The sequence below is a fragment of the Ferrovibrio sp. genome, from assembly GCF_046297895.1.
Lineage (GTDB): Bacteria > Pseudomonadota > Alphaproteobacteria > Ferrovibrionales > Ferrovibrionaceae > Ferrovibrio.
Genome location: NZ_JBKBHC010000004.1, coordinates 14,578 through 37,360, shown reverse-complemented (window position 1 = coordinate 37,360; position 22,783 = coordinate 14,578). Strand labels below are relative to the sequence as shown.

The window sequence follows — 22,783 nt, the reverse complement described above, 5'->3', positions numbered from 1 at the left end:
GCTGGCCATGAGCGAAACATCCCGCAAGCCCGAACACTGGGTCAATCCCGCGCCATTCGATCCCTATTCGATCGAGGGCATGACGCCGGAACAGGAGCGTTATTATCGCGCATCGCAATGGCAGATGATGTGGTGGAAATTCCGCCGGCACCGCTTGGGCCTGTGGAGCGGCGTGATCCTGCTGCTGATCTATGCCTCCACCCTGTTTTCCGAATTCATTGCGCCCTACAACCTGCAGACCCGAAATCCGCGCGCGATCTATGCCCCCCCGCATGAGATCCACCTGTTCCATGACGGGAAATTCGTCGGGCCATTCGTCTATGGCCTGCGCTTCAAGATGAATACCGAGACTCTGCGGCGCGAATATTCACCCGACACCAGCCGGGTGCAGCCGCTGCGCTTCTTCTGCCAGGGGGATCCATACGAGTTCTGGGGCATGATCCCCATGCGCTTCCATTTCGTCTGCCCCAGCGAAGGCGGACAATTCTACCTGCTCGGCACCGACCGGCTCGGGCGCGACATATTCTCGCGCATCGTCTATGGTACCCGCATTTCGCTCACCGTGGGCCTGATCGGCATCGCCATCAGCTTCCTGATCGGCATCGTTCTGGGCGGTATCTCGGGCTATTACGGCGGCTGGATCGACAGTTCGATCCAGCGCCTGATCGAACTGATCCGCAGTCTGCCGGAGCTGCCGCTGTGGATGGCTCTATCGGCCGCCCTGCCGGTCACCTGGTCGCCAATCCTGGTCTATTTCGGCATCACCATCATTCTCGGCCTGCTCGACTGGCCCGGCCTGGCGCGCGCCGTCAGATCGAAGCTGCTGGCGCTGCGCGAGGAGGATTTCGCCACTGCGGCGCGATTGATGGGAGCCTCTCCCGGTCGCATCATCGGCCGCCATCTCCTGCCCAGCTTCATGAGCCACCTGATCGCCTCGGCCACGCTGTCGATCCCCTCGATGATCCTGGGCGAAACGGCGCTGTCATTCCTGGGCCTCGGCCTGCGGCCGCCGATCACGTCATGGGGCGTGCTGCTCAACGAGGCGCAGAATATCAATGTGGTCGCCCTGTATCCCTGGCTGATGGCGCCCGCGATACCCGTGATCGTCGTGGTATTGGCCTTCAACTTCTTCGGCGACGGTTTGCGCGACGCCGCCGATCCATACCGCTAGCGCTTCTGCAGCCACAGGCTGGCGGGCACGGCTTCTGCCGCATGCGGCAGCCGGCCGACAATGCCGGCCTGCACATGGCTGGCCATGCGGGTGGCGGCATAATGGCTGGCGAAAAGCGGACGGAACCCGCCGATCATTAGCGGCGCCACCGCCTGCTGTTCGTTATAGCCGCGCCACAGCCAGTTTTGCGGATAATCGTCTGGCAGGAAGATGTCGTGGATATGCACGACTACGCCGGGAACCAGGCGTGGCAGCACCCGACTGAACAGCCAATCCACATCGGTGCCCGGCATCAGGATATGGCTTGAATCGATGAAGAGGATGTCGCCCGGCTCCAGCGCGGCAAACAGCGTCGGATCGGCGGTCTGTACCACGGCCGGCACAAAGCGGATCGGCAGGCCCGTTAGGGTCGCGCGCGGCTGCGGGTCGATGGCTGTGATCGCCGTATCGAGCCGTGCATCGGCCACGGCACGCGCCAGAAAGCGGGTGGAATGGCCAGAGCCAACCTCGACAATTCGCCTGGGCCGCAGCCGCCGCACCAGCGTATAGGCCACGACGGCATCCAGCGTCGGGAACCAGCTCTGGTCGAACCGCGGACCGGTTCCGCCCGCCTCGCGCTCCGCCGCGATCCGGCCAAGGGCGTCGGCATGGCCATCGGCGTCATCCAGAACCACATGAAAAGCGGCTTCCTGGGCGGCAAAAATCTCGGCTATGGCATCATAGGCCGGCTGCCGTGGCGATACGCTGTCGGCATAGCGGTAGGGAATGAAAAAGCCCTGTCGGCGCAGGCCAAATCTCGGCGCGATCAGGGTCTGCAGCCCCATGCGAAGCCGGCGCCAGGATTTGCTCATCGGCAGTCCGTCGGTTCAGGGGCGGAGAATCAGGCCCTCGCGGGCCACGACCGAACCAGGCCGCGCGACTTCAAGCTCGGCGGCAACGCGATCCATGAAGGCATCATCATGCTCGGGATCGTGATGGAACACGACGAACGTTTTCACGTCGGCCGCATCGCAGAGCTTTGCGCCGGCCTGCCAGGTGGAATGGCCCCAACCCTTGCGGCAGGCATATTCCTCGTCAGTATACATCGAATCATAGATCACCATATCGGCGCCGCGAATGAGGTTCAGGATATTCTGGTCCAGCCCATCGGCGGGATGCTCTGTATCCGTCAGGTAGCAGATCGACTTGCCGCCATATTCGACACGATAGCCGGTGGCAAGATCGGGGTGGCTCAAGGGTCCCGTGCGGATGGTGACGCCGGGCCTCGGATTCAGCACTTCGCCCTGCCGGAAATCATGGAAGCTCAGATTGGCCTGGAAGATTTCCAGCGGCACCGGAAACAACGGCGAGCACATCATCTGCTTCAACACGTTTTTGATGCCCTCGGCCTCGGTGACATGCCCGGCATGGATGCGGAAGGTATTGCGCGGATCGAAGGCCGGGCAGAAATGCGGCAGACCGCAGACATGGTCGTAATGGGTGTGGGTGAAGAAGATGTCCGCATCGACGGGGGCCTGTGCCTGCTGCAGAGCGATGCCGAGCGCACGAATACCCGTGCCCGCATCGAAAAGAAAAAGATGCGAACCGCAGCGAATCTCCAGCGCCGACGTGTTGCCGCCGTAGCGCATCACTTCCGGCGAGCCGACCGCGATGCTGCCGCGGACGCCCCAGAAGCGCACGTAGAACTCTTCAACCCCCACTATGGCCTCCTTTTTTATCCCGTCAGCGTCGTGGGATGGAGTGCCGTCAACTGTGACCGACCCTTGCCGGTCGGCGGGGTCTGTGCGGAAATGTGACATAGGAAAGATTAAGGGCGGATAGTGCGATGTCTCAAGCTTTTATTGCAGAAATCCAAGATTTGCTGGCGACCATCACATTCTGCCGCCCTGAAAAGCACAATGCCCTTGAAATTGCTGACCTCGAGGCGCTTGACGCAGCGTTAGTCGATCTGGCCGCACGGGGCGATATCCGCACACTGATTCTGCGCGCCGAAGGGAAAAGCTTTTGCGCCGGCGTCGATTTCGGTTCGGTGGCAGGCCATGACTGGCGCGACAATCCGCTCGAACGCGTGGCGGATCGTCTGGAAGCCATGCCTTTCCCGACGCTCTGCCTGCTGCAGGGCGGCGTCTATGGCGGCGGCACGGACCTGGCGCTGGCCTGCGATTTCCGCATGGGCGTGCCGGGCATCAAATGCTTCATTCCACCGGCGAAACTGGGCATCCAGTATCATCCGCACGGGCTGAAGCGTGCGGTGACGCGGCTGGGCCTCGGCGCCGCCAAGCGACTGTTTCTGGCCACCCAGACCTTCGACGATGCCGATATGCTGCACTGCAATTTCGTTGATTGGTTGGTGCCTGCGGAAGAATTGCTCGCTCGAGGCGAAGCCCTGTCCCGTACGCTCTGCGGACTAGCGCCGCAGGCCGTGCGCGGCATGAAGCTGAGCCTGAACGAGATCGCCAGCGGCCTGTTCGACGAGCAGGCGGCCCGCGACCGCGCCGCGGCCAGCTTCCGCAGCGAGGATTTTCAGGAAGGCCGCAAGGCAATGGCCGAGAAGCGGCCGCCTGCTTTCACCGGACGCTGACACCGCTCAGGGCTGCAGCCGATACCCACCCGGATCGGTGATCAGCAACTGCGCCGCGCCTGGATCGCGCTCGATCTTCTGGCGCAGGCGATAGATATGGGTCTCCAGCGTGTGGGTGGAGACCCCCGCATTGTAGCCCCAGACCTCGGCCAAGAGGGTTTCCCGCGGCACCGGCTTCATGCCGGCACGCAATAGGTACTTCAGGATTGCGGTTTCCTTCTCGGTCAGCCGGACCTTCTTGCCGGCCTTTTCGTTGTCGAGCAGCAGTTTGCTGGCCGGCCGGAAGGTGTAGGGGCCAATGCCGAAAACTGCGTCCTCGCTCTGTTCGAACTGACGCAACTGCGCCCGGATGCGCGCCAGCAACACGCCCATCTTGAATGGCTTGGTAACGTAATCGTTGGCCCCCGATTCCAGGCCCAGGATCGTATCGGCTTCGCCATCGGCAGCCGTGAGCATGATGATCGGCGCACGCACGCCCTTCTCGCGCAGCTTGCGGCAGAGGTCGCGGCCATCCATGTCGGGCAGGCCGACATCGAGCAGCAGCAGGTCAAAATGCTCGCCCGGAGCCAACGCCAGCGCGGCGGCGGCATCGTTCACGCAAGTGGTGGAGAATTCCTTGATGGTTTCGAGCTGCTCGGCCAACAGGGATTGCAGGGTGCGATCGTCATCGACCAGCAGAACGCGCTTCTGTCCGCTCATCCCCCCTCCTCCTCAGCGCAGCAATACGGCCATGGCCGTCTGCAGGTCCCCGCCGGGCTGCGCCATGCCGTACAGGATATCGAAATGATGCCGGCCCTGCGCTGTGACCGCGGTCACCTTGCCGCCACGTTGTCCATAGGCCGTCACAAAATCGTGTTGCTGCTCCAGAAACGCCGGCGTCTCGGCGCCTCCCACGGCGCAGACCATCGGCGGCAGCGGCCGTGCCCAGCCGGCCACCAGAGGCAGCGGCGAATTGCGCAGGGCCACCACATCGTCCATGCCCAGCCGGTCATTCAGATAACAATGCCGGATCGGCAGAAGGTCATAGAGGCCGGAAATGCTCAGCCCTCCCTTCACCAGGTCGGCAGGCGCGGCACCGTCCAGCTTCTCCCATTCGGTCAGCGCCGCCATTGCGGTGAGATGACCGCCAGCGGAATGGCCGCTGACGAAAATCCGGTTGCGATCCAGGTCCAACGGCGCGGCCTCGCGCCATAGCCACAACAAGGCGCGGCGGACCGAAGCCACGATCCTGTCCATGTCGGCCTCGGGCGCCAGCGGATAGCTCAGGACCGCGACATTCGCCAAAGGAGAATCTCCTGGGCCGACAAAACCGCGGGCAACAAAACTGAACGACGACTTGTCCAGCGCCTGCCAGTAGCCGCCATGGATGAAGACCACCAGCGGCCTGCCGGGCTCGGATGCGGTAAAGAGATCCAGCGTCTCGCGCGGATGCGCGCCATATGGAATATCCAGCCGGCACGGCAGGGCCTGTCGCGTCGCCGCGCTTTCGGCCGCCCAACGGTCGATATCCTGCTGGTGCGCCGGCACCGCGGCCCGGTTGTTGTAGAGCCGGTCGAGAGTCGCGCGATCCATCGGGACTCCCATCGCCGCGCCTCGCGCCTTACTTGTACTCGACCGAGACGATCTCGTAGGCCTTGGCGCCACCCGGAGTCGTGACCTCGACGGTGTCGCCCTCGGCCTTGCCGACCAGCGCGCGCGCCAGCGGCGCAGTGATCGAGAGCAGGCCCGACTTGATGTCGGCCTCGTCGGCGCCGACGATCTGGTAGGTGCTTTCCTCGCCGCTATCTTCATCGGCCAGTACTACGGTGGCGCCGAATTTCACCTTGTCGCCCGACAGCTTGGAAACGTCGATCACTTCGGCGCGGCGCAGCTTGTCCTCCAGCTCGAGAATGCGGCTCTCGATCCAGCCCTGACGCTCTTTCGCGGCATGGTATTCGGCGTTCTCCGACAGGTCGCCATGCTCGCGCGCTTCCGAAATCGCCCGGATCACCGCCGGCCGTTCCACTGTCTTCAGATTCTTCAGCTCGGCCTCCAGACGCTGGTAGCCGGTCGCGGTCATCGGAATCTTCTGCATAATTCCCCTTCCTGTCTGACCGTCAAAAAATCAAAAATAAGCCTGCAGCGGCACCACGGCAAGACTTCCCGACCGCAGCGCCTCGATGGCGCGAACTGCCGCCTTGGCGCCGGCAACCGTGGTGAAATACGGAATCTTGTTCATCAGCGCGGTGCGACGAAGGTCGAAACTGTCGCGGATCGAGGCCACGCCCTCGGAGGTATTGAACACCAGCTGGATCTCACCGTTCTTCATGGCGTCCACCACATGCGGGCGGCCTTCCATCACCTTGTTCACGCGGCGGACTGCAATGCCGTGCTCCTCGAAGAAGCGCGCAGTGCCGGCGGTGGCCACCACCTCGAAGCCCATTTCGAGCAGGCGGCGGGCGGCGTCCACCAGTGCCGGCTTGTCACCGTCGCGGACCGATATGAACACGCTGCCCACCAGAGGCAGAACGGTGCCGGCGGCAATCTGGGCCTTGGCAAAAGCCGTGCCGAAATCGCGGTCGATGCCCATGACCTCGCCGGTCGATTTCATCTCGGGGCCGAGGATGATGTCGACGCCGGGGAACCGCGCGAAGGGGAATACGGCTTCCTTCACCGCAATATGATCGTTCCGGGTTTCGTGCAGGTTGAAACTGGCCAGCTTCTCGCCCGCCATCACGCGCGAGGCGATCTTGGCCAGCGGCTGGCCGATGGCCTTGGCGACGAAAGGCACCGTGCGCGATGCACGCGGGTTGACCTCTAGGATGTAGACCACCCCATCCTTCACCGCATACTGCACGTTCATCAGGCCCACGACCTTCAATGCACGCGCCAGCGCCTCGGTCTGCGTCTTGATCTCGTCGATGATGGCCGGCGGCAGGCTGTAGGGCGGCAGGGTGCAGGCGCTGTCGCCGGAATGGATGCCGGCTTCTTCGATATGCTCCATCACGCCGGCGACGAACTGTGTCTCGCCATCGGCCAGGCAGTCGACATCCACCTCGATGGCGTCCGACAGGTAACTGTCGATCAGCACCGGCGAGGAACCGGAGACCCTGACGGCTTCGGTCATATAGCGTTCGAGCTGTGCGCTGTTGCGCACGATCTCCATGGCGCGGCCGCCCAGGACGTAGGACGGACGGATCACCACCGGATAGCCGATCTTGGCCACCACGGCGCGCGCCTCATCCTCCGAACGGGCGATGCCATTGGCCGGCTGCTTGAGATCGAGTTTCTGCAGCAGTTGCTGGAAGCGCTCACGGTCTTCGGCCAGGTCAATGGCGTCCGGCGAGGTGCCGAGGATCGGCACATTGGCCGCCTCCAGTCCGGCGGCGAGCTTCAGCGGGGTCTGTCCGCCGAACTGCACGATCACGCCCAGCAGCTTGCCCTTCGACTGTTCGACGCGCACGATCTCAAGCACGTCTTCCACCGTCAGCGGCTCGAAATAAAGGCGGTCGGAAGTGTCGTAGTCGGTCGAGACGGTTTCCGGGTTGCAGTTGACCATGATGGTCTCGTACCCGGCTTCCTTCAGCGCATAGGCCGCATGCACGCAGCAATAGTCGAATTCGATGCCCTGGCCGATGCGGTTCGGTCCACCGCCCAGGATCATCACCTTGGTGCGGTCCTGCGGCTGCGCCTCGCATTCGGCCTGCGCGCCGAACTCGTAGGTCGAATACATATAGGGCGTGCGGCTCTCGAATTCCGCCGCGCAGGTATCCACCCGCTTGAACACCGGCACGACGCCCAGCTTGCGACGCTGCGCCGTTACCTCGGCTTCCTTGCGGACCGCCAGCTCTGCCAGCCGCGCGTCGGAAAAGCCCATGCGTTTCAGCGCCAGCAGGCTGTTGGCATCTTGCGGCAGCCCTTCCCTGCGAACCCGCTCCTCCGTGCGCACGATCTCGGCGATCTGCTCGAGGAACCAGGGGTCGTATTTGCAGGCGGCATGAACCTCGGCAATGCTCAAGCCGTGGCGGAAGGCCTGGGCGATCACCAGCAGGCGGTCGGGCGTCGGCCGCGCCAGCGCCGCCACGATGGCTTCCTTGCCATCCGGCTCATCGGCATCGGGAATCGTCACTTCGTTCAGGCCGGTCAGGCCGGTTTCCATCGAGCGCAGGGCCTTCTGCAGGCTTTCCTGGAAGCTGCGGCCCATCGACATCGCCTCGCCGACCGACTTCATCGAGGTGTTCAGCAGCCGGTCGGTGCCGGGGAACTTCTCGAAGGTGAAGCGCGGCATCTTGGTGACGATGTAATCGATGGTCGGCTCGAACGAGGCCGGCGTCACGCCAGTGATGTCGTTCATCAGTTCGTCCAGCGTGTAGCCCACCGCCAGCTTGGCCGCCACCTTGGCGATGGGGAAACCGGTCGCCTTGGACGCCAGCGCGGATGAACGCGACACACGCGGGTTCATCTCGATAACCACCATGCGGCCATCGGCCGGGTTGACCGCGAACTGCACGTTCGAGCCGCCAGTCTCGACGCCGATCTCGCGCAATACCGCCATCGAGGCGTCGCGCATGATCTGGTATTCCTTGTCGGTCAGCGTCAATGCCGGCGCGACGGTCACACTGTCGCCGGTATGCACGCCCATCGGATCGATATTCTCGATCGAGCAGACGATGATGCAGTTGTCCTTCTTGTCGCGGACAACCTCCATCTCGTATTCCTTCCAGCCCAGCACCGATTCATCGATCAGCACTTCGGTGGTGGGCGAGGCATCGAGGCCGCGCAGCACGATCTCGTCGAATTCCTCGCGCGTATAGGCGATGCCGCCGCCGGTGCCGGCCAGCGTAAACGACGGCCGGATCACCGCCGGCAGGCCGACGGTGGCCAGCAGCGCGCGCGCCTCGTCCAGCGTATGCGCCGTGCCCGAGCGCGGCATGTCGAGCTTCAGGCGGTTCATCGCCTGACGGAACAGTTCGCGGTCTTCGGCCATGGCGATGGCCTCGCGGCTGGCGCCGATCAGATTCACGCCCAGTTTTTCCAGCGTGCCGTTCTCGGCCAGCTTCATCGCGGTGTTCAGCGCGGTCTGGCCGCCCATCGTGGGCAGCAGCGCATCGGGCCGTTCCTTCTCGATCACCTTGGCGACGATCTCGGGCGTGATCGGCTCGACATAGGTGGCATCCGCCAGGCCCGGATCGGTCATGATCGTGGCCGGGTTGGAGTTGATCAGGATGACGCGATAGCCCTCCTCCTTCAGCGCCTTGCAGGCCTGCGTGCCGGAATAGTCGAATTCGCAGGCCTGGCCGATCACGATGGGACCGGCGCCGATGATGAGGATGCTCTTGATGTCAGTGCGTTTGGGCATGATCCACCTGGAAGCGGCGCCGGCATTCAGCCGCGCTGCCGCTCCATCAGTTTGACGAAACGATCGAACAGGTAATGGCTGTCCTGCGGACCTGGCGAAGCCTCGGGGTGATACTGCACCGAGAAGACCGGCTTGTCGGTCAGCTTCAGGCCCTCGTTGGAGCCGTCGAACAGCGAGACATGGCTGCGCACCACGTTCTTCGGCAGGCTTTCCTCCACCACGCAGAAGCCGTGATTCTGGCTGGTGATCTCCACCTTGCCGGTTTCCAGGTCCTTCACCGGATGGTTGGCGCCGCGATGGCCGCGCTCCATCTTCGCCGTCCTGCCGCCCAGCGCCAGCGCCAGCATCTGGTGGCCGAGGCAGATGCCGAAGACCGGCTTGCCGCTGTCGACCAGCGCCTTGATGGTGGGCACGGCATAAACGCCGGTGGCGGCCGGGTCGCCCGGGCCATTGGAGAGGAACACACCGTCGGGCTTGTGCCGCAGCACGTCTTCCGCCGTGCTGTTGCCCGGCAGGACGGTGACCTTGCAGCCGGCGGTGGCGAGCGAACGCAGGATGTTGCGCTTGATGCCGAAATCGAGTGCGACGACATGGTATTTCGGCGCGGTCTGCTTGCCGTAGCCCCGGCCAAGCGCCCAGCGCGTCTCGTCCCAGCTATAGCTCTGGCGGCAGCTTACCTCGGCGGCGAGGTCCATGCCTTCCAGGCCGGGCCAGTCCTTCGCCTTGGCATGCAGCGCGGCGAGGTCGAACTTGCCGTCTTTTGCATGGGCGACAACGCCGTTGGGCGCGCCCAGGTCGCGGATGCGCCGGGTCATGGCGCGGGTGTCGATGCCCGACACGCCGACCAGGTTGCGCAGCTTCAGCCAGTCGTTCAGGTGGCTGTCGGCGCGGAAATTGGACGGCGCGGTGATCGGCGCCCGCAGGATCAGGCCGCGGGCGGCGACGCCCTGGGTTTCGATATCCTCGGGATTGGTGCCGACATTGCCGATATGCGGAAAGGTGAAGGTGATGATCTGGCCGGCATAGGAGGGGTCGGTGAGGATTTCCTGATAGCCGGTCATCGAGGTGTTGAAGCAGACCTCGCCAACCGCATCGCCTTCGGCGCCCAGTCCATGGCCCCAGAACACGCTGCCATCCGCCAGCACCACGACGCCGGTATAGCCCGGGCCCGGGGGTGCAGCGTATTTCGGTGTCTCGGCCATTGGGGGCTCCATCAAACTCTAATCGGGCAGGCTGCAGGCCGCAAAAAACCACCGGAGGGCGATACGGGGAACCCGGCTCCGGCGGTACGGCACAGCTATTCTACGGTGATTTCGGCGGCGGCGGGCGCCGCGTCAACCGAGGCCGGACCATACCAAAACCCCCGCCAGCGTCAAGACCGGGGTTGCGCCTAAAAGTATAGAAAAATCAAATATTTATTCCTTTTGCGAGTCGCCCTTGCTTGGGCTATGCTGCGCGCCTTTCAAAAACCGCTCCGATTCCATCACCGCTGGGGGACATACGATGCTGCGCGAGACGCTCAACCAGGCGCTCAAGGATGCCATGAAGGCAAAGGATGCCCAGCGCATTGCCACCCTGCGCCTGATTCTCGCCGCCCTGAAGGACCGCGACATCGCCGCCCGTACCTCGGGCGACGACCGTACCGGCATCCCCGACGACGCCATTCTCTCGCTGCTGCAGACCATGGTGAAGCAGCGCCGCGAGTCGATCACGATGTACGAACAGGGCGATCGCCAGGACCTCGCCGACAAGGAAAAGGCCGAGATCGCGGTGATCGAGAGCTTCCTGCCCAAGCAGTTGTCGGAAGCCGAGGTCGAGGCCGCTGCCCGCGCCGCCATCGCCGAAGTCGGCGCCCAGGGCATCAAGGACATGGGCAAGGCCATGGGCGTGCTGAAGGCCAAATATGCCGGCCAGATGGACTTCGCCAAGGCCGCGGCTATTCTTAAAAGTCAGCTGAGTTGACCCCGCCCGAGTCGTCCGAGTCGGATCACCGGGCGGCCGGAAACAGGCAGAATCGGCGCAGGGAGAAGCATGGCGTTTCCCGATTCCTTTCTTGAGGAACTGCGCAACCGGCTGCCGCTGTCGGGCGTGGTCGGCCGTTCGGTCCGCCTGATCAAGCGCGGCCGTGAATTCACTGGCCTCTGCCCCTTCCACAATGAAAAATCGCCCTCCTTCACGGTCAACGACGACAAGGGCTTTTTCCACTGCTTCGGCTGCGGCGCCCATGGCGACGTGATCGGCTTCGTCATGCGCAACAGCGGCCTGGCTTTTCCCGAGGCCGTCGAGCAACTGGCCCAGGAAGCCGGCCTGGCCGTGCCACAGGTGCGGCCGGAAGACCGCCAGAAGGCCGACCAGGTCGCCACCCTGGGCAAGGCGATGGAAGAGGCCGCCAAGTGGTTCCAGGCCCAGTTCCAGGCCGGCGTTGGCGCCGAGGCGCGGGCATATATTCAGAAACGCGGCCTGAAACCCGAAACCATCGAGCGTTTTCGCATCGGCTATGCCCCGCAGAGCCGAACCGCCCTGAAAGAGGCGCTGCTGGCGCGCGGCCTGCCCGAACCACTGCTGATCGAGGCCGGACTGCTGATCAAGCCGGACGACGGCGGCCCGAGCTATGACCGCTTCCGCCACCGCGTGATGTTTCCCATCGGCGACCGGCGCGGCCGGGTGATCGCCTTCGGCGGCCGCGCGCTGGATGCCGACGCCCCGGCGAAATACCTCAATTCGCCCGAGACGCTGCTGTTCCACAAGGGCCGCAATCTCTACAACCACGCCCTGGCCCGCGAGGCGGCGCGCGAAAGCGGCACCGTCGTGGTGGTGGAGGGCTACATGGACGTGATCGCCCTGGCCCAGGCCGGCATCGAGCACGCCGTGGCGCCGCTGGGCACGGCGCTGACCGAGGAGCAGATCGCCTTGCTCTGGCGCCTCTGTGCCGAACCGATCCTGTGCTTCGACGGCGACAATGCCGGCATCCGGGCCGCCATGCGCGCCGCCGACCGCGCCCTGCCCCTGCTGGAACCCGGCCATTCCTTCCGCTTCGCCATTCTGCCGGCCGGCCAGGATCCGGACGATCTGGTGCGCAGCCAGGGCCGCCAGGCCATGGAAGAGGTGCTGGCCGCTGCCCTGCCCATGGCCGACATCCTCTGGCGCAAGGAAACCGAGGGCCGGCCGCTGGACACCCCGGAGCGCCGGGCCGCCCTGGAAGCCGCCCTGTTCGGCCTGGCCAACCAGATCAGGAATCCGGCTGTCCAGAACCACTACCGCGACCATTTCCGCAGCCGCCTGAGAACCCTGTTCGCCCCCCCGCCCCGGACCTGGTCGCCGCGAAGCCGCCCGGGCTTCCCCAACGGCAGGCCCCAGCAGCAGGAGGGTTTCCGCGGCCCCGTGGCCTCCAGCCAGGGGCGTACCGAGAAGGCCCTGCTGGCCGCCGTGCTGGCCCATCCCTGGCTGCTGGAGGAGCATGGCGAGGCCTTTGCCGCCCTGGCCTTTCCCCCTGGGCCGCTTGACAGCCTTAAGAGCCGGATTCTAGAAGAAGCCTCCCGCCATCCGGGTCTTGACGGCGAGGCCTTCGCAACCCATCTCAGGCAGCGAGGACTCGGCGCTCAACTCGACCTTGTGACTGGCGAGGCCGGGCGGATTCTGGAGCCGTTTGCGCGCAGCGAGACCCCACCGGACAAGGTAGAGCGAGGGTGGTGGCAGGCCGTGCAGCGTTACCGGTTGGCAGAACTGGAACAGGAGCTGGCGGCAGCGGAAGCCGAGCTGGCGAATAATACCAACCCCGAGGCATGGCAGCGTTTCGTGGCCCTGAAGGCAGAGGTCGGTTCGGCGCGCAGCCAGGTTTCGGCATCGGATACGGAATGAGCCGTTCCCTCGACGGGGCGGCTTTGTGTTTTTTAGAGACAGGACGAGTTAGGAACCGGCATGGCGAAACAAGCAGCGGCCCCTGACAACGCGGAAGCCCCGGAAAAGGAAGAGACCGTCGACACCCCGTTGATCGACGCCTCCACGGCCGCCATCAAGCGCATGCTGGCGAAAGCCAAGGAGCGCGGCTACGTCACCTACGACGAGATCAATGCCGTGCTGCCGCCGGAGCAGGTTTCCTCCGAGCAGATCGAAGACACGATGGCGATCCTGTCCGAGATGGGCATCACCATCGTGGAATCCGAGGAGCAGGAAGAAGCGCCGGCCGAAAAGGAAGAAGCCGAGCTGGATACCGAGGCCGCCGATGGCGAGACCGCTCCGGCCAAGGCCGAGGTGGACCGCACCGATGATCCGGTGCGCATGTATCTGCGCGAAATGGGTTCGGTCGAGCTGCTGTCGCGCGAGGGCGAGATCGCCATCGCCAAGCGCATCGAGGCCGGCCGCGAGAAGATGATCGGCGCGATCTGCGAAAGCCCGCTGACCATCCAGGCCATCGTGAAATGGCGCGACGACCTGGTGGACGGCAAGATCCTGCTGCGCGACGTGGTTGACCTGGAAGCAACGCTGGGCGGCGGCGGCGGCCCGGATGGCGCCGCGCTCGAAGGCGTCGAGGAAGAAGAAGCCGCAGCCGCCGCGCAGCCGCCCAAGGTTGAGGCCAAGCCGGCCAAGGCCGAGGCCCCTGCACCGGTGAAGGCGGAAAAGAAGAAAGCCAAGGATGCCGGCGAGCCGGAGGCCGAGGCCGCGCCCGCGCCGGAGGAACTGGACGAGGAGGACGAGGCCAACCTGTCGCTGGCGGCCATGGAGGCCCAGCTCAAGCCGCAGGTGCTGGAAGCCTTCGATGCGATCGCCAAGCACTACAAGAAGCTGCAGAAAACCCATGAAGAGCGCCTGCAGGCCGCTCTGGTGCATGCCGATATCGACGCCAAGAAGGACAAGTCCTATCTCAAGCTGAAGCACGAGATGGTGCGCCTGATGGAATCGGTGCACCTGAACAACACCCGCATCGAGATGCTGGTGGAGAACCTCTACAGCCTGAACAAGCGGCTGATGATGCTGGAAGGCCGCCTGCTGCGCAGCGCCGAAAGCTTCAAGATTCCGCGCGACGAGTTCCTCAAGCAGTATGAGGGCCAGGAACTCGATCCGAACTGGCTGTCCAAGGTGGGCAAGCTCAAGACCCACAAGGGCTGGGTCCGCTTCGGCGAGGCCGGCGCGAAGGAAGTCAATCCGATCCGCGAGCAGATCGCCGCGATCGCCACCGAATTCGGCCTGCCGATCTCGGAATTCAAGCGCATCTACAAGCTGGTGCGCGAGGGCGAACGCGAGGCCAGCGTGGCCAAGAAGGAAATGGTGGAGGCCAACCTGCGCCTCGTCATTTCCATTGCCAAGAAATACACCAACCGCGGCCTGCAGTTCCTTGATCTGATCCAGGAAGGCAATATCGGCCTGATGAAGGCGGTTGATAAGTTCGAATACCGTCGCGGCTATAAATTCTCGACCTACGCCACCTGGTGGATCCGGCAGGCGATCACCCGTTCGATCGCCGATCAGGCCCGCACCATCCGCATTCCGGTGCACATGATCGAGACGATCAACAAGCTGGTGCGCACAAGCCGCCAGATGCTGCACGAGATCGGCCGCGAGCCGACCCCGGAAGAGCTGGCCGCCAAGCTGGGCATGCCGCTGGAGAAGGTGCGCAAGGTGCTCAAGATCGCCAAGGAGCCGATCAGCCTCGAGACGCCGATCGGCGACGAGGAGGATTCACATCTGGGCGATTTCATCGAGGACAAGAACGCCGTCCTGCCGGTGGATGCCGCCATCAACTCCAACCTGCGCGAAACCACCACGCGGGTTCTGGCCACGCTTACCCCGCGCGAGGAGCGCGTGCTGCGCATGCGCTTCGGCATCGGCATGAACACCGATCACACGCTGGAGGAGGTCGGTCAGCAGTTCTCGGTGACGCGCGAACGTATCCGCCAGATCGAGGCCAAGGCCCTGCGGAAGTTGAAGCACCCGAGCCGCTCGCGTAAATTGCGCTCGTTCCTGGATACGTAAGACCGGCGCCCCGACACCCGGGGCGTCCGTTTTCCGGAATGCTTTTCGGGCTGCACCGCCCGGAACAGGTGGGGCCTGTAGCTCAACTGGTTAGAGCCGGCCGCTCATAACGGTCTGGTTGCAGGTTCAAGTCCTGCCGGGCCCACCATTCCCCCCTTCGCCATCATCCCGCTCCGGCATGAGGCCCTTTGTTGATCCAGCGCAAAGCCGGGTCGCGGGGAAGGAATAGGCTGGCCTCCAACGATTTCACGAGGAGGACCCGGCCATGGACACCCTGTGCAATGCCATCGACCGCCGCGCCGGCCTGATGCAGAGGATGATGGATCGCCTGAACGTGGATCTGGAGGCCTCGGCCCTGGTCGCGCTGGGCACAAAGCTGGGCGGCGCGGCGCGCGCCTGCTTCTTCTGTCGCAACGCCGATGAATGCCAGCGCTGGTTCGAGGCCGGGGCGACCGATGACGGCTACCGCCGTTTCTGCCCGAATGCCGACCGGTTCGAGGCCCTGCCTCATCATGCGCCGGGCCAAACCCCGCCGGCGATGCCGGGCAAGTGGTCGGATCAGTAAGCGGCCTTAATCATCGAACCATCCCTGACTGGCGCCTGCATGGCAGGCCGGGCAGTTCGATTTGGTGACCACCTTCGGATTACGCCAAACACGGTCAGGAAAATCATGCTCGCGCAGGAAAGCCGAATTCTCCGTGATCCTGCGCGGCACTCCCGTCGGCGCCACCCAGCGCATGAAGTCACGCAACCCGCGGCCGGCGGCGGCATCGCCAGCCTGGCTGACCAGATAAGCCTCGATTTGCGTGGCCTGTGCTGCGGGCAGGACGATCTCATCGCCGAAATGGTCGGACAGGTCCCGCATCAGCGCCGACCAAGAACGACCCGGCAGCAGGCCCGGTGGAAATGCCATATGGCATTCGCCGCAGACTTTCTTGATCAGGGGATCATCAACGGGCGCGACATGCTTTCCACCCGCATGGGAGATCGTAGGCATGGCTGCCAACAGGCTTGCCGCGACGATCAGGGCCGGAAACCAGGGCACCCCTATTGCCCCATCATGAAGGTGATGTAGTCGCCGCGCTCCGGCCATGTGCAGTCCCGGCCAAGTACGCTTTTGCAGTCGCGTGTGAAATGCTTGTCGACTTGGGTCGCGTCGGTATAGCGCCGCGGATCGACGGAAACCGCTACGGGGTCGATCGGCCGGCCGGTCTTGGCATTGCGGCCGGGCTGACGCGGATCGGCGGTATGACAGGACACGCAGGATGGCGTGCGCGCATCGCCGCCGGTGAAACTGCCGCGGAACAGCGCCGCGCCACGTTGCGCCGAGAACCCGGCGAAGCCCGGATCGGCGGCGCGCGCCTTGGCCGCATAATCGGCCAGAATCGCGGCGCGTTCCGTGTTGCCGGCCGCCAATGCGGCCAGAGGCAGGATGATGACCGCGCCGGCCAATGCAAGCCCGTATCGCCATTTCATCGCACGACTTCCCTGCCATTGCGCGACAAACCGCCACCGGACAGGCCGCCACCGGACAGGCGCTGCGAAAGCCAGCCAGCGATGCGGCGGCCGTTGTAGATGGCGATCACAAAGGCGATATGGCCGAAGATCACCCACAGCGCGGTTTCCGCCACGCCCTCATGCAGGTCTTCCATCCAGGTGACGAAATCGGCAATGGCGCCGGTGGCCGCCGCCAGCCCGACAAACCCGAGCAGCGCCACGGCGAACCAGGCGAAAAACGGGTTGCGTCCGCGCCTGCGGCCGAACCAGGCCAGCGTGCCAGTTATGCTGGGACGTGGCAGGCGCCACAGATTGCCCGGCGGCGCGAAGACACCGACCAGCAGGCGGACAGCAATGGCCGCCAGCACGACGTAGCCCGCGAAGAGATGCAGGGCATAGGTGTCCTCATCCGCCGTCAGGTAGGCGACCAGAAAGCCGCCCGCCAGAGCGGCATGCCACAGGCGGAGTAATGGCAACGAGAGTTTTGCAATGCTGAATTTCGCCATGACCCTGCCCTCAATCGTCGTCATGGTCGCGATGACGGCGATCCGAATGATGCGCGCGGTCTTTCTTGCGACCGTCTCTGGCGTCCCGGTCATGATCATCGCCATGTTTGCCTGCGTGGCGCGTCTGGGGCTGCAGATAGCCGGTATCGGTTCGAACCGCCGCCGGAGTCGCATGGGGAGTGGCCTGGGTCTTGCCGGATTCCGGGATCGGTGGATCACCGGCCGTGCCGGCATAAACCGCGGCCGCACCGGCGATAATGGCCGCTGCAATCAGGCCCTGAAGAAGCATCTTGCGTAACATGGGTTTCGCTCCATTGTTCAACCAGACTGGATTATGCCCCTGAGCCGCTGAACCCAGTCTGACCGGCTCATTCATCTGCCGTTCAGCTTCACGCAGTTAAACTGGCGTTATGAAAATCCTCTACTTCCTGCTCATCACCGGACTGATCCTGCTGCCCGCCGTATATCCGGCAGCGGCTGGCGAGACCGATCACGACCGCGCCCGTCGCGCCGTGGAATCCGGTGAAATCAAGCCTTTGCGGGATATTCTGGCCGAGGCTGAAAAGACCCATGGTGGGCAGTTGATCGAGGCCGAACTGGAGCATGAGCACGGCCGGATGGTGTATGAACTCAAGCTGCTGACCGTCGAAGGTCGGGTTGTGAAGCTTTATTATGATGCACGGAGCGGCATGCCGCTGCAGCGGGATGGCCACGACCGTCGCAAATGAGAATTCTTGTCATTGAGGATGAACCTGCCCTGGCCCTGCGCCTGCAGCAGACACTGCAGGCCGCCGGCTTTGCTGTCGATGTCGCCTATGACGGGGAGGAAGGCTGGCATCTGGGCGATACGGAATCCTACGATGCCGCCGTACTCGATCTCGGCCTGCCCAAGATTGATGGCGTCACCATCCTGCGACGCTGGCGCGAAGCCGGCCGGACCTTCCCCGTGTTGATTCTCACGGCGCGCAGCCGCTGGAGCGAAAAGATGGCCGGCTTTCAGGCCGGCGCCGACGACTATGTGACCAAGCCGTTCGAGATGGACGAAGTGGTCTACCGCCTGCATGCCCTGATCCGCCGCGCCGCCGGCCATGCCCAGCCGGAACTGGCCTGCGGCAAACTGCGGCTCGACACATTGTCCGGCCGCTTCAGCTTCGACGGCGTGCCGCTGCAACTGACGGCGCAGGAATTCCGCATCCTGTCTTACCTGATCCATCATACCGGCAAGCTGGTCAGTCGCAGCGAACTGATCGAGCATGTCTATGACCGGCATTTCGACAACGACTCCAATGTTCTGGAAGTGCTGATCGGCCGCATCCGACGTAAGCTCGGGGCCGAGCTGATCCACACTGTACGCGGACAGGGCTATCGCATGGCCGAGGATGCGGCGCCATGACGGACCTCGGGCAAGCGCCTGGACGCGGACCATCGCTCACGCTGCGGCTGGTCGGCGCCGGGCTGATCTGGATGCTTGTCCTGCTCTCGACCGGCGGCATCATCCTGACGACAGCATTCCGCGAGTCTGTGTTGCAGGAATTCGGCCAGCGCCTCGACGCCCTGCTGCGCGGCATGAGCGCGGTGACGGATATCGGCCCGGACGGCAACCTCGTCATCACACGGCCGCTGGGCGATCCACGGTTCGAGCAGATTTTCTCGGGCTGGTACTGGCAGGTGGCCGAGCCCTCCGGACGCCTGATCCGCTCGCGCTCGTTATGGGACAGCACTCTTCCCGTCCATGAGGATGGCACCGAGATGCGCCGACATGAAATTGCCGGTCCACGCGGCGAGATGCTGCTGGTGGCCGAGCGCGACCTGCAATTTCCCGGCATTGCCGGACCTGTTCACATTCTGGTCGCCAGCGACCGGCGCGAACTGGATGAGCGAATCCGCAGTTTCAATTTACTGCTGCTGACGGCATTGGGCCTGTTTGTCGTCGGCATGGCTTTTGCCGTCGTTCTGCAGGTCCGCTACGGTCTCAGCCCGCTGCGGATCATGACCGCCGATCTCGCAGCAATCCGGCGCGGCGACACTCTGCGTCTGGCCGGAAAATACCCGCAAGAAATCGCCCCGGTGGCCGAGGCGATGAATGCCGTTCTGGACCATGATGCAGACCTGATTGAACGCGCCCGCACGCATGTCGGCAATCTGGCCCATAGCCTGAAGACGCCGCTTTCTGTCTTGCGCAGCGAACTGCATACCGCATCCGACAAGGCGATCATGGACGAGCAGGTCCGCATCATGGCCCGCCTGATCGAACACCATCTGGCACGCGCCTCGGCAACGGCGGGTTCCGGTCGTGCGCTGGGGATCGAGATCCCGATCAGGCCTGTCGTCGAGGAAATCGCTGCCGTGCTCGGGCGCATCCATGCCAGCCGCCGCATCGGGATCGATATTCAGGTGCCCGCCGACATCCAGTTCCGTGGCGGGCGCGAAGATCTGGAGGAAATGCTCGGCAATCTTATGGAAAACGCCTGCAAATGGGCTCGCCGCCGGGTCCGCGTGACGGCTGCGGCAACCGGCAATCTGACAATCTGCGTGGAAGACGATGGCCCGGGGCTTTCGCCGGATCAGGCGGCCAGGGTTACCCGCCGTGGCGTTCGGCTCGACGAGGCGATGCCCGGCTGGGGCCTGGGGCTTGGGATCGTCAGCGATCTTGCCAGTATCAATGGTGGAAGCCTGACCCTCGACCGCTCTGAACTCGGGGGCTTACGCGCCACAGTTACGCTGCCTGCTCCTGCTAGTCTGCTCACCTGAGCCCGAATTTCACGCCGCCGATCCAGAGCACCAGCGCCAGCAGCCAGAACACGACCGCGATGACCGTGGCATAGAGAGTGCACCGCAGATACAGGTCGCGCAGCGTGACCGTTATGATGCGCTGCGCCACTTCCGGCGTCAGCTCGATCTGCCGGCCCAGCAGGATCCAGACCTCGGTCTTCTTGTACGACCTGCGCGTGACCTGCCCTGCCTTCAGCAACAGCACGCAGGCTGTCAGCATCGTGAGGATCGCCCCGGCCTTCAGGGCCTGCATCGGTTCGGCGATCAGCCCGATCATCACGCACCAGATCGCCAGGGCGGCAAAAAAACAACCACGCCCCACCGAGTGTATCGCCAATGTCCGCACCCGCTGTTCGATGGGCTCGGCCATGGCGACTGGGTTCAGAGCAACCCGGGCAGGGTGAGCAGGATCGCGGCGCCCAGCCAGACCAGCATCGAGGTCATGTCGGTCTGTTGCCGGCCGGTAAGCCGCTCGAAAATCCCGGCCGGCACGGCCGAGATCAGCAGCGTGGAAACCGAGACGATCAGCGAGGTGCCATAAAGCAGCGCGATCCGCGTCGGCGGCACGAATTCCGGCAGCCAGACCGGGGACATGACAAAGACCAGCGGCACCATGGGGGATACGAACCCATTCAGCAGGGTCACGCCGAGGATGGCGATGAAAACGGTCTGCGGGTTCATGATGCGGCCTGCACCAGGCTGGGGGCCATGCCATTGGCGGCGAAGATGAAATGCGCCACGTAGCGCAGGGCGAAGGCCCAGAAGGCCGTCACCAGCGGCAAGAAGCGCAGGTTGACGAAGCGCGGCGTGATGAAATCGGTGAGCCATACCGCCCAGTTGGTCAGCAACTTGAACCAGCGGAAAATGTAGTTCGGATGGTCCGGCGGCAAGAAGGCGGTCATCAGAAACCGCCCGACGCAGGTCCAGGCGATCAGGGCCAGCGCGTAGCTGACCGCCCAGTAGGGCAGAAAGCTCCAGAAGAAGTCGGGCTGCGATGTCATTGATAATCCGGAAAAGAAACCCAAAAAGAAAACGGCGGGGGCCAGTATAAGGCCCCCGCCGCCACCGACAAGAAGCGGTGTGCTTTAGTGAATGACCGCGTCCTCGGCCCGGGCGAGCTTAACGTCGCCCTTGGGAACGCGGATGCTGTCGATGAAATCCTGCATTTCCTTCGACGGCGCCGCGGTCATCAAGCTCACCACGTAGGTGACGATGAAGGCCGCAGGAATGCCGAAGAGGCCGCAGGAGATGTTGCGCACCCCGAACCACAGCGGCATGCCATAGAACTGGGTCATGATCAGGTAGTACAGGCAGACGCCGTAACCCGCGATCATGCCGGCAACGGCGCCGACATTGCTCGTGCGTTTCCACCAGATGCCCATCACCAGCGCCGGGAACAGGCCCGAAGCGGCGATCGAGAAGGCCCAGGCCACCATCGCGAGGATGGTCGAGGGCTTCTGCGCCGCCGTATACGCCGCGGCAATCGCCACGATGATCAGCAGCACGCGGCTGATGATCAGGCGACGCTTGGTCGGCGCATTCGGGTCGATCATGCGGTAGTAGATGTCATGGCTGAGAGCGTTTGCGATGGCGAGCAGCAGGCCGTCGGCCGTGCTGAGCGCCGCCGCCAGACCGCCGGCCGCGACCAGGCCCGCGATGACGTAGGGCAGACCCGCGATCTCCGGAGTCGCCAGAACGATGGCGTCCGTATGGATGCGGAACTCGCTGAGCTGCAGGATGCCGTCAGCGTTACCCTTCACACCGGCGCAAAGCGCGAACTTCTGCGCGGCATCGGCTGCGTCGCAGGCGCCGACCAGACCGATCGAACCCCATGACTGCACCCAGCCTGGCAGGGCCGAGATCTGCTGGCCGATCACGTTCTGGTAAACTTCCAGCTTCGCGAAGGCGGCATAGGACGGCGCGGTGAAGTACAGCAGGAAGATGAAGAACAGGCTCCATGCCACCGACTGACGAGCCTCACGCACGCTCGGCGTGGTGAAGTAACGCATCAGAATGTGCGGCAGGGCAGCCGTACCCACCATCAAGCAGAGGATCAGCGCGAAGAAGTTCAGACCGTCGGTGAAGTTCATCTCGCCCTTGGCATTCGAGAAGGTGGCCGTGTGGGTCTTCACGACGCCCAGGGCCGGTTCGAGTGCCGCGATCTTCTCCAGCGCCTGACCATACATCAGCTGCGGGATCGGAACGCCGGTAAGCTGGGTCGACAGGATGACCACCGGGATCAGGTAGGCGATGATCAGGATGATGTACTGCGCCACCTGGGTCCAGGTCACCGCGCGCATGCCACCCAGCATCGAGCAGACCAGGATGCCGGCCAGACCGACGAACACCGCGACCTCGAACGAGATGCCGAGGAAGCGGGAGGCGATGATGCCCACGCCGAAGATCTGCGCCGTCACGTAGGTGAACGAGGCCGAGATCAGCACGATCACGCCGACGAAGCGCGCCAGGTTGCCGCCGTAACGGGCGCCGAGGAAGTCGGGCACCGTGTACTGGCCGAACTTGCGCAGATACGGCGCCAGCAGGATCGACACCAGCAGGTAGCCGCCGGTCCAGCCGAGCACGAAGGCGAGGCCGTCATAGCCGAGCAGGTAGAGCGAACCGGCCATGCCGATGAACGATGCCGCGGACATCCAGTCCGAGCCCGTCGCCATGCCGTTGTAGAAGGCTGGCACCTTGCGGCCGGCGACGTAGTATTCGCCCATTTCCGCCGTGCGTGAGATCACGCCGATCAACGCGTAGACGCCGATCGTCATGAACACGAACAGATAGCCGATCACCTGATTGGAGACGCCCATCTGTTCGAGGATTGCGAGGATGATCACGAAAACGGCGAAGCCGCCCGTGTACAACCCGTAAATCTTGCCGAGGTTGGCGATAAAACCGCCGCCCTTGTCGTTTGCGTTTGCCATAGTGGCGTTCCCCCCTGG

The 22,783-nt window shown here is 64.0% G+C and carries 24 protein-coding genes and 1 tRNA gene; 11 read left to right on the top strand and 14 right to left on the bottom strand.

The window, feature by feature from the left end; translation table 11 throughout:
- Nucleotides 1-7 precede the first annotated feature (7 nt).
- Nucleotides 8-1,171: an ABC transporter permease gene (locus tag ACK4FK_RS07265; RefSeq protein WP_409743201.1), complete on the top strand. Its 1,164-nt coding sequence runs from the start codon at nt 8-10 to the stop codon at nt 1,169-1,171.
- Here ACK4FK_RS07265 and ACK4FK_RS07260 read toward each other — a convergent pair.
- Nucleotides 1,168-2,022, bottom strand: coding sequence for a class I SAM-dependent methyltransferase (locus ACK4FK_RS07260; RefSeq protein WP_409743198.1), 855 nt, complete (start codon nt 2,020-2,022; stop codon nt 1,168-1,170). The two genes, ACK4FK_RS07265 and ACK4FK_RS07260, sit on opposite strands and share 4 nt — an antisense overlap.
- A gap of 15 nt (nt 2,023-2,037) precedes the next feature.
- The gene (locus tag ACK4FK_RS07255) at nt 2,038-2,871 is read right to left on the bottom strand and encodes an MBL fold metallo-hydrolase (protein ID WP_409743195.1); all 834 of its coding nucleotides are present in this window, start codon (nt 2,869-2,871) and stop codon (nt 2,038-2,040) included.
- A 125-nt stretch (nt 2,872-2,996) separates the two neighbouring features.
- Between ACK4FK_RS07255 and ACK4FK_RS07250 the strand changes: the two genes are divergently transcribed.
- Complete coding sequence (locus ACK4FK_RS07250) at nt 2,997-3,752, top strand: enoyl-CoA hydratase/isomerase family protein (RefSeq protein WP_409743192.1); 756 nt, start codon at nt 2,997-2,999, stop codon at nt 3,750-3,752.
- 6 nt (nt 3,753-3,758) lie between these two features.
- Here ACK4FK_RS07250 and ACK4FK_RS07245 read toward each other — a convergent pair whose 3' ends face one another.
- From ACK4FK_RS07245 to carA, 5 genes are read right to left on the bottom strand one after another with little or no spacing between them, the layout of a single operon-like run.
- Nucleotides 3,759-4,451, bottom strand: coding sequence for a response regulator transcription factor (locus tag ACK4FK_RS07245; RefSeq protein ID WP_409743188.1), 693 nt, complete (start codon nt 4,449-4,451; stop codon nt 3,759-3,761).
- Nucleotides 4,452-4,463: 12 nt separating this feature from the next.
- Nucleotides 4,464-5,324, bottom strand: a complete 861-nt coding sequence (locus ACK4FK_RS07240; protein WP_409743186.1) for an alpha/beta hydrolase — start codon at nt 5,322-5,324, stop codon at nt 4,464-4,466.
- A 28-nt stretch (nt 5,325-5,352) separates the two neighbouring features.
- Nucleotides 5,353-5,826 carry a transcription elongation factor GreA gene (gene greA, locus ACK4FK_RS07235; protein ID WP_409743183.1) on the bottom strand — a complete coding sequence of 158 codons (474 nt, stop codon included), beginning with the start codon at nt 5,824-5,826 and terminating at the stop codon, nt 5,353-5,355.
- Nucleotides 5,827-5,856: 30 nt separating this feature from the next.
- Complete coding sequence (gene carB, locus ACK4FK_RS07230) at nt 5,857-9,090, bottom strand: carbamoyl-phosphate synthase large subunit (protein WP_409743180.1); 3,234 nt, start codon at nt 9,088-9,090, stop codon at nt 5,857-5,859.
- A 26-nt stretch (nt 9,091-9,116) separates the two neighbouring features.
- Entirely contained in the window at nt 9,117-10,292 is a 1,176-nt protein-coding gene (gene carA / locus ACK4FK_RS07225) for a glutamine-hydrolyzing carbamoyl-phosphate synthase small subunit (RefSeq protein ID WP_409743177.1), read from the bottom strand.
- A 301-nt stretch (nt 10,293-10,593) separates the two neighbouring features.
- On the opposite strand from carA, the gene ACK4FK_RS07220 reads away from it, so the two are divergent.
- The 5 genes from ACK4FK_RS07220 (at nt 10,594) to ACK4FK_RS07200 (ending at nt 15,625) form a co-directional block, all read left to right on the top strand.
- Nucleotides 10,594-11,052: a GatB/YqeY domain-containing protein gene (locus tag ACK4FK_RS07220; protein ID WP_409743174.1), complete on the top strand. Its 459-nt coding sequence runs from the start codon at nt 10,594-10,596 to the stop codon at nt 11,050-11,052.
- 69 nt (nt 11,053-11,121) lie between these two features.
- Nucleotides 11,122-12,948: a DNA primase gene (gene dnaG / locus ACK4FK_RS07215; protein ID WP_409743171.1), complete on the top strand. Its 1,827-nt coding sequence runs from the start codon at nt 11,122-11,124 to the stop codon at nt 12,946-12,948.
- A gap of 60 nt (nt 12,949-13,008) precedes the next feature.
- Nucleotides 13,009-15,060, top strand: a complete 2,052-nt coding sequence (gene rpoD, locus ACK4FK_RS07210; RefSeq protein ID WP_409743168.1) for an RNA polymerase sigma factor RpoD — start codon at nt 13,009-13,011, stop codon at nt 15,058-15,060.
- Nucleotides 15,061-15,131: 71 nt separating this feature from the next.
- Nucleotides 15,132-15,208 (top strand) — tRNA-Ile (locus ACK4FK_RS07205).
- A 117-nt stretch (nt 15,209-15,325) separates the two neighbouring features.
- Nucleotides 15,326-15,625, top strand: coding sequence for a DUF6455 family protein (locus ACK4FK_RS07200; RefSeq protein WP_409743166.1), 300 nt, complete (start codon nt 15,326-15,328; stop codon nt 15,623-15,625).
- Between the two features lie 6 nt (nt 15,626-15,631).
- Here ACK4FK_RS07200 and ACK4FK_RS07195 read toward each other — a convergent pair whose 3' ends face one another.
- Genes ACK4FK_RS07195 through ACK4FK_RS07185 form a run of 3 tightly spaced genes read right to left on the bottom strand, consistent with a single transcriptional unit; the run spans nt 15,632 to nt 17,063 of the window.
- Nucleotides 15,632-16,153: a cytochrome C gene (locus tag ACK4FK_RS07195; protein ID WP_409743164.1), complete on the bottom strand. Its 522-nt coding sequence runs from the start codon at nt 16,151-16,153 to the stop codon at nt 15,632-15,634.
- The gene (locus ACK4FK_RS07190) at nt 16,108-16,536 is read right to left on the bottom strand and encodes a DUF1924 domain-containing protein (RefSeq protein ID WP_409743162.1); all 429 of its coding nucleotides are present in this window, start codon (nt 16,534-16,536) and stop codon (nt 16,108-16,110) included. Before ACK4FK_RS07190 ends, ACK4FK_RS07195 begins: the two co-directional genes overlap by 46 nt.
- Nucleotides 16,533-17,063, bottom strand: a complete 531-nt coding sequence (locus ACK4FK_RS07185) for a hypothetical protein (protein ID WP_409743159.1) — start codon at nt 17,061-17,063, stop codon at nt 16,533-16,535. The genes ACK4FK_RS07190 and ACK4FK_RS07185 overlap by 4 nt, the downstream gene beginning before the upstream one ends.
- Here ACK4FK_RS07185 and ACK4FK_RS07180 point away from each other — a divergent pair.
- The 4 genes from ACK4FK_RS07180 to ACK4FK_RS07165 all read left to right on the top strand — a co-directional run bounded on the left by ACK4FK_RS07180 (nt 17,047) and on the right by ACK4FK_RS07165 (nt 19,814).
- Entirely contained in the window at nt 17,047-17,361 is a 315-nt protein-coding gene (locus ACK4FK_RS07180; RefSeq protein ID WP_409743156.1) for a hypothetical protein, read from the top strand. The genes ACK4FK_RS07185 and ACK4FK_RS07180 overlap by 17 nt on opposite strands.
- A 112-nt stretch (nt 17,362-17,473) precedes the next feature.
- Complete coding sequence (locus tag ACK4FK_RS07175; protein ID WP_409743153.1) at nt 17,474-17,791, top strand: PepSY domain-containing protein; 318 nt, start codon at nt 17,474-17,476, stop codon at nt 17,789-17,791.
- Nucleotides 17,788-18,456, top strand: coding sequence for a response regulator transcription factor (locus ACK4FK_RS07170; protein WP_409743151.1), 669 nt, complete (start codon nt 17,788-17,790; stop codon nt 18,454-18,456). Before ACK4FK_RS07175 ends, ACK4FK_RS07170 begins: the two co-directional genes overlap by 4 nt.
- Nucleotides 18,453-19,814, top strand: coding sequence for a sensor histidine kinase (locus ACK4FK_RS07165; protein WP_409743148.1), 1,362 nt, complete (start codon nt 18,453-18,455; stop codon nt 19,812-19,814). The genes ACK4FK_RS07170 and ACK4FK_RS07165 overlap by 4 nt, the downstream gene beginning before the upstream one ends.
- On the opposite strand, the gene ACK4FK_RS07160 is transcribed toward ACK4FK_RS07165, so the two are convergent.
- The 4 genes from ACK4FK_RS07160 to ACK4FK_RS07145 form a co-directional block, all read right to left on the bottom strand.
- Nucleotides 19,807-20,205: a hypothetical protein gene (locus ACK4FK_RS07160; protein WP_409743145.1), complete on the bottom strand. Its 399-nt coding sequence runs from the start codon at nt 20,203-20,205 to the stop codon at nt 19,807-19,809. The two genes, ACK4FK_RS07165 and ACK4FK_RS07160, sit on opposite strands and share 8 nt — an antisense overlap.
- Nucleotides 20,206-20,216: 11 nt before the next feature.
- Nucleotides 20,217-20,516: a hypothetical protein gene (locus ACK4FK_RS07155; protein WP_409743142.1), complete on the bottom strand. Its 300-nt coding sequence runs from the start codon at nt 20,514-20,516 to the stop codon at nt 20,217-20,219.
- Entirely contained in the window at nt 20,513-20,836 is a 324-nt protein-coding gene (locus tag ACK4FK_RS07150; protein WP_409743139.1) for a hypothetical protein, read from the bottom strand. Before ACK4FK_RS07150 ends, ACK4FK_RS07155 begins: the two co-directional genes overlap by 4 nt.
- 84 nt (nt 20,837-20,920) lie before the next feature.
- Nucleotides 20,921-22,765 (bottom strand): sodium:solute symporter family protein, encoded by a 1,845-nt coding sequence (locus ACK4FK_RS07145; RefSeq protein WP_409743136.1) that lies wholly within the window; start codon nt 22,763-22,765, stop codon nt 20,921-20,923.
- Between the last annotated feature and the right edge of the window lie 18 nt (nt 22,766-22,783).

Excerpts from the sequence above, each read along its gene's own strand:
- ACK4FK_RS07265 (WP_409743201.1), top strand. The coding sequence starts at position 8 with ATGAGCGAAACATCCCGCAAGCCCGAACACTGGGTCAATCCCGCGCCA.
- ACK4FK_RS07260 (WP_409743198.1), bottom strand. The coding sequence starts at position 2,022 with ATGAGCAAATCCTGGCGCCGGCTTCGCATGGGGCTGCAGACCCTGATC.
- ACK4FK_RS07250 (WP_409743192.1), top strand. The coding sequence starts at position 2,997 with ATGTCTCAAGCTTTTATTGCAGAAATCCAAGATTTGCTGGCGACCATC.
- ACK4FK_RS07245 (WP_409743188.1), bottom strand. The coding sequence starts at position 4,451 with ATGAGCGGACAGAAGCGCGTTCTGCTGGTCGATGACGATCGCACCCTG.
- ACK4FK_RS07240 (WP_409743186.1), bottom strand. The coding sequence starts at position 5,324 with ATGGATCGCGCGACTCTCGACCGGCTCTACAACAACCGGGCCGCGGTG.
- greA (WP_409743183.1), bottom strand. The coding sequence starts at position 5,826 with ATGCAGAAGATTCCGATGACCGCGACCGGCTACCAGCGTCTGGAGGCC.
- carB (WP_409743180.1), bottom strand. The coding sequence starts at position 9,090 with ATGCCCAAACGCACTGACATCAAGAGCATCCTCATCATCGGCGCCGGT.
- carA (WP_409743177.1), bottom strand. The coding sequence starts at position 10,292 with ATGGCCGAGACACCGAAATACGCTGCACCCCCGGGCCCGGGCTATACC.
- ACK4FK_RS07220 (WP_409743174.1), top strand. The coding sequence starts at position 10,594 with ATGCTGCGCGAGACGCTCAACCAGGCGCTCAAGGATGCCATGAAGGCA.
- dnaG (WP_409743171.1), top strand. The coding sequence starts at position 11,122 with ATGGCGTTTCCCGATTCCTTTCTTGAGGAACTGCGCAACCGGCTGCCG.
- rpoD (WP_409743168.1), top strand. The coding sequence starts at position 13,009 with ATGGCGAAACAAGCAGCGGCCCCTGACAACGCGGAAGCCCCGGAAAAG.
- ACK4FK_RS07200 (WP_409743166.1), top strand. The coding sequence starts at position 15,326 with ATGGACACCCTGTGCAATGCCATCGACCGCCGCGCCGGCCTGATGCAG.
- ACK4FK_RS07195 (WP_409743164.1), bottom strand. The coding sequence starts at position 16,153 with ATGGCCGGAGCGCGGCGACTACATCACCTTCATGATGGGGCAATAGGG.
- ACK4FK_RS07190 (WP_409743162.1), bottom strand. The coding sequence starts at position 16,536 with ATGAAATGGCGATACGGGCTTGCATTGGCCGGCGCGGTCATCATCCTG.
- ACK4FK_RS07180 (WP_409743156.1), top strand. The coding sequence starts at position 17,047 with ATGCTGAATTTCGCCATGACCCTGCCCTCAATCGTCGTCATGGTCGCG.
- ACK4FK_RS07185 (WP_409743159.1), bottom strand. The coding sequence starts at position 17,063 with ATGGCGAAATTCAGCATTGCAAAACTCTCGTTGCCATTACTCCGCCTG.
- ACK4FK_RS07175 (WP_409743153.1), top strand. The coding sequence starts at position 17,474 with ATGAAAATCCTCTACTTCCTGCTCATCACCGGACTGATCCTGCTGCCC.
- ACK4FK_RS07170 (WP_409743151.1), top strand. The coding sequence starts at position 17,788 with ATGAGAATTCTTGTCATTGAGGATGAACCTGCCCTGGCCCTGCGCCTG.
- ACK4FK_RS07165 (WP_409743148.1), top strand. The coding sequence starts at position 18,453 with ATGACGGACCTCGGGCAAGCGCCTGGACGCGGACCATCGCTCACGCTG.
- ACK4FK_RS07160 (WP_409743145.1), bottom strand. The coding sequence starts at position 20,205 with ATGGCCGAGCCCATCGAACAGCGGGTGCGGACATTGGCGATACACTCG.
- ACK4FK_RS07155 (WP_409743142.1), bottom strand. The coding sequence starts at position 20,516 with ATGAACCCGCAGACCGTTTTCATCGCCATCCTCGGCGTGACCCTGCTG.
- ACK4FK_RS07150 (WP_409743139.1), bottom strand. The coding sequence starts at position 20,836 with ATGACATCGCAGCCCGACTTCTTCTGGAGCTTTCTGCCCTACTGGGCG.
- ACK4FK_RS07145 (WP_409743136.1), bottom strand. The coding sequence starts at position 22,765 with ATGGCAAACGCAAACGACAAGGGCGGCGGTTTTATCGCCAACCTCGGC.